The organism is Clostridium sp. (assembly GCF_036569345.1).
In the GTDB taxonomy this organism is placed as follows: Bacteria; Bacillota; Clostridia; order Clostridiales; family Clostridiaceae; genus Clostridium_AD.
Window position 1 is genome coordinate 1 of record NZ_DATCQT010000141.1, and the last position, 4837, is coordinate 4837.

The window sequence follows — 4837 nt, forward strand, 5'->3', positions numbered from 1 at the left end:
ATTAGTTATTGTAATTACATTTTTAAGATACACTATTTGGTAATCATTACTTCTTGGATATATTTTATTTGAATTTGGAATAGTCATATTTGAATCTCTCCTTTGTATTATATTAAAAATACTTTAATGCCTATTCCATTAGTACAATGCATTTTTTCATACAATCACCCCTCAAATACTAACCCATTATATATAATATCATATTATTCAAGTATTAAAGTGCAATTTTGTCAGTCAAGGAAAACATCTACAATGTCGTGAAAAAGATAATTTCACGACATTCTGCTTACCCATATAACTAGCCTATACCCTCATTCATGCTCTTTTAATATGCAATAAGTCTCTATTTTACTGCATAAAAGGTGTCTAATTGAGAATATGCACTCCATTTATGCAACAATACAAGCGTTTTAGGTTACTAGTTAGTAACCTGAAGTTACCAAATTTATTTTTAAAACTATCTTTAATTTGCTTTCAACTTTTTCATATCCTCTAATCCCTGATAAATTTCTTCTCTTGAGAAGTTACTTTTAAATAATTCTTTGTCACTTTTTTTTAGTAATGAATTGTAGAAATCAGAAGCTATCTCACATAATTCTGGTGAATTATTTTTTTCTGCTTCAAGAAAAATTAAATTTTCTGCTTTATTATAGTTCCTATTATTGTATAGACTTTTAAACATTATTTTAAATAAGTCGATTGAACTCAATTGCTCAAAATTAATTTTTCACTACTTTTTTCTTTTTTATTGAAAAAAAGACTTGCACACATTTTTCCAATCCCCGTTGTTAACAGCCTTCCAATATCCATAAAATTTAAACTTCCTCACTCTATTTTATAAAATAGAAATAATATATTTACTTAATTATACTATTAATAATGTAAATCCCATATAAAAACAATTCGGGTTTAAATAATAAAAGCATGCAATATAATAAAGTGTTATCTTGAATGAAAAGAAAAAACTAAGCTATATATTAACTTAGTTTTTAAATTTAATGGGCTAAAAAATATACCATATTCAAATAATGGACACCTTGTCAGAAAAAATAATCTGACCATTTCCATTACTTAAATGTGTTTTTTTTGAATACAATTCAGTGTATTCAAATAGTGAAATTCCGATTAAGTCGACCGTTTCACATGTTGAATACACTGAAATTAGCTATAAACATAGTAAAACCCTACTACTGGTCAAAACTGTGTTTCTCCATTTAATAGGCTCCCCCCTATATATCCATAAGTTACTCTAAGAACGACCCCTTAAATAATTGAGCATCTCACTAACGTTCAATTCTCAATTATTTAGGGAACCCTATGTCGTTTTAAGAGTAACTAATGGAACGGTTGAAAACTCTACGAGCAAACTTTCGTTTGGTCAGCAAGCTGACTTTTCAACCTTATATAGGGGGGGGCAGCAAACTGCATTTCTAACAAGCTAAAACATGATAAAAAGATTAAATTATTAAAGAAAATGTTTGAAAATGCTAATTATTTATAACAATAAATGGAATGAAAATACCCATTTATAATATACGTTATGTTACTTTTAATATAACAAGTCAACACGTTATGTTACATTCACTTTATTAATTATATTAAAATTTTTCTACAAAAAAATAAAAAAGAACTAGCTAATTAACACTAATTCTTTTTTGATTTATATACTTATATTTAATTAAAGGGGGACTTTAATTAAAAAATTAATGAGTACTTTTTATTTGTTTAAGCTCTGTATGATGCTCATATCAAGAACATGAAATGTAAATACATGAGTGGAACTTTCAGATGCTTATTTATAATTTTCTTAAAAGGTGTTCGCAGATATATACTTAGTTATTTATTTAGTTATTTATTTGGTTATTTGGTTTTAAGATTCTCCATTTACTCTCCCCAGTATGTTGCATTAAAAATTATTTTATTTCTTAACTAAAGATAAGTATGAAAAAACTTTATTACCCCCTACATTTATCACTTTGATTATCAAAAACTCTTACAAATTTGATAGAGTATATATCACACATTACTAGATCATTTGTACCACTTTCTTTAATGACGATATAACTAATTCCAACTTCTTGTAGAACACCTTCGCGATCAATAAATATATTACTTCCAATTAAAAATTCAATCTTTATATATTTACCTATTTGTGTTTTTAACCAGCCTTGATTATATAGTGGATCATTTATTATAGGCGTGCCAGCTGCCATTTTAGGGCTCATTTCAGGGTCCTGATTAGTACCAGGTGCCGTGGGACTACCATTAGTAACCTGGGGTTTAACAGTAGATGTTAGAGGTTTGGTAGCCGCCGAGGTTGGTGGCTTGGTGGTAGCAGGAGTTTGGGGCATAGGTTTTTGTCTTGGATCATCCCCCATACTAAACCTTGGCATCATTGGATATCCAGAAAACATAGGAACACCATTCCACATTGGAACTTGATTAAAATTATTAGGTTGTGTTATAAACATAAAATTCCCTCCTTAAAAATCATAATAAATTATCATATAAAGGTGTCATTAGTAATTATTCTTACATCACCTTGACATATCGTAAGATACTCGCCATTAGGTACATTAACTCTGTTCATAATTACAGAGGCAACTGCTTTCATTCCGTTTTCTCCTTCTCCACCAGCCTCACACTTTAGTATTCTAGCTAGTAACTCTCTAGCACTGTAAGCCATTAATAATCTTCTCCTTAAATTGCTTTACGTTATTATTATATTGAGCATGATAATAATGGTACTTAGAAAAGGTTCCATACTTCAACTAATATAAATATATAGTTGAAGTATGGAACCTTTCAAGTATGTTATGAATATTCTATCGTATATTGTGAGCATAAGTGTTATATGTTAAAAACCATTCCCCCAAAGAGAGTGGCTTTTTATTTTTTTGTGGAACTAATTATGTAAAAGAATTTACTTCGGTTATAAATAGGATAAAACCCATACAACATAAGATAAATTATATTGTATGCCTTTTAAATATACAAAAACATAGTATTTTTTATATTAATAGCATTCAATTAGATATATATACAAAAAGCTATAAAATTTACATGTACAATTTATAACTAAAATATAGTGATACCAATAATACACACTTCGTATATATTATTTTTTCGTTAAGCACTCGAGTTTAAGAGAGGTAATAATCGGCTACGCACTCATATTACAATTTAAAGACTTTCCATAAATGAAAAGCAAGCTCAATAAATTGAGTCTGAAAATAACTCACTTACCCCGAGTGCTAATGCTAATATTAAAGTTATAAAAAGAAGGTTAATGCATGGCTAAATATAATCATAACTAAATTTACTTTGTCCTCCACCTAATATTATAAATTGAATTTTAATTGTTTTTTAGGTACATTTTTAATTGTTTTATTTTTCTCCACTAACCAAATACTGTATACAATTAAACTGTAATTGTATAACTTAGCACAAAAAGGTATCTGTTGCATACGGTATTGTGCTCGATAGTTAGGCTATTGCTAGTTATACTAGCTACATAGTACACCTTCGGTATACCTATGGGAGTAATACTACTTTAATTTTCCCTGCGGTCAACTTACTTCCAAAAACTTTTGCAAGCAAAAGCAAGCCGACAAGTCGGTTTTGAGAAGACAGTATTGTATTACTCCATGGTTAAATATCAGTAAGAATATAGGTTAAAATAATGTTATTGATAGATTACTTGATAACTTATTTATTGAAGATTTTTAAAGATCGCTATTGGGTTTATGATAGTGGTCTTTAAAAATCTTCAATCTAAATTCTAATATTCACTAACGCAGTTGATTTTTTACACGCATGACGATTTTATTTTATAAATTTTTTCAAAATTTCGCACACATCACGCTAGTGATGTATAAGTGCGCACTTTCTAATTCTTAGTGATATTGATTTTACAAAATTCTCATTTCGTAAAATCAATAAGTTTGTATTCTCAAATTTTATTCTTACACATAACAGATAAATATATATAAAATATTTATCTGTTATTTTTTGTTTATCCACGAAGTGAAAAGGCAGACTATAAATTATAGTTTATATAAAACTTTGACTGCCGAGACATACAATACTGGAGATTGTAATTAACATTTGCCACACTACTTCTATCTTTTACTGATCTATTTGTTGAACTACACATTTATTATAAAACCAATTTTTTACTACCGTCTTACCTCATGGAACCTCCCTACGGGCTACCCTTCCATTCCTCCAGTTGATCTGTGATTTTTAATTCCTTTAGTCTTGTTTTAAATGTTATTTGTTGATTGTTCTATATGGTCCATATACATGCCTAAAATGAATTTTATATTTTAAACTATAGAATAACTCTGCTCAGCTTAAAAATCAAGTAGGAAGCTTGTCAGCATGATATAAAGCCTATCCTACGCCAAAGATATATATAAAGAGAATTGTAGTACTTATCTATTAATCATTACAAAAGAATATAAAATAATGACTAATGTATTAGAGAAAAACAATTTAATTCCGGAATTTAAGAAAGATTTAAAAAATGAAAAAGAAGCTGAAAGGATTTCAATAAGAAATAAAAGACAATGATTAGAACTCTAAAAAAGAGAACAACTACAGTTGTTGTATAGTAAAAGTATAGTAAAGAGTATAGTAAAGAGTATAGTAGGAATCTGCAAAGGCAGTCATACCAATGGGTATAGAGGACTATCTACGTATAAAATCAGTGTGGACTACGTATAAAATCAGTGTGGACTACGTATAAAATCAATGCGTAAAACAAAATGTTGATTTTACGTAATTACTGTGGTAATATATTTCCATACTATGAAATTGGAGGTAATGAAAGAAT

General features: G+C 28.4%; 1 protein-coding gene and 3 pseudogenes. All 4 read right to left on the reverse strand.

Annotated elements, in window-relative coordinates; genetic code table 11:
- Positions 1–87: pseudogene (locus VIM70_RS13620) on the reverse strand (acetyltransferase); the annotation flags it as partial.
- Between the two features lie 376 nt (positions 88–463).
- A pseudogene (locus VIM70_RS13625) lies at positions 464–771 on the reverse strand (DUF6483 family protein).
- A 1184-nt stretch (positions 772–1955) separates the two neighbouring features.
- Positions 1956–2471: an alginate lyase gene (locus VIM70_RS13630; protein ID WP_331946313.1), complete on the reverse strand. Its 516-nt coding sequence runs from the start codon at positions 2469–2471 to the stop codon at positions 1956–1958.
- Between the two features lie 59 nt (positions 2472–2530).
- Positions 2531–2686: pseudogene (locus VIM70_RS13635) on the reverse strand (cell wall hydrolase); the annotation flags it as partial.
- Positions 2687–4837 lie beyond the last annotated feature (2151 nt).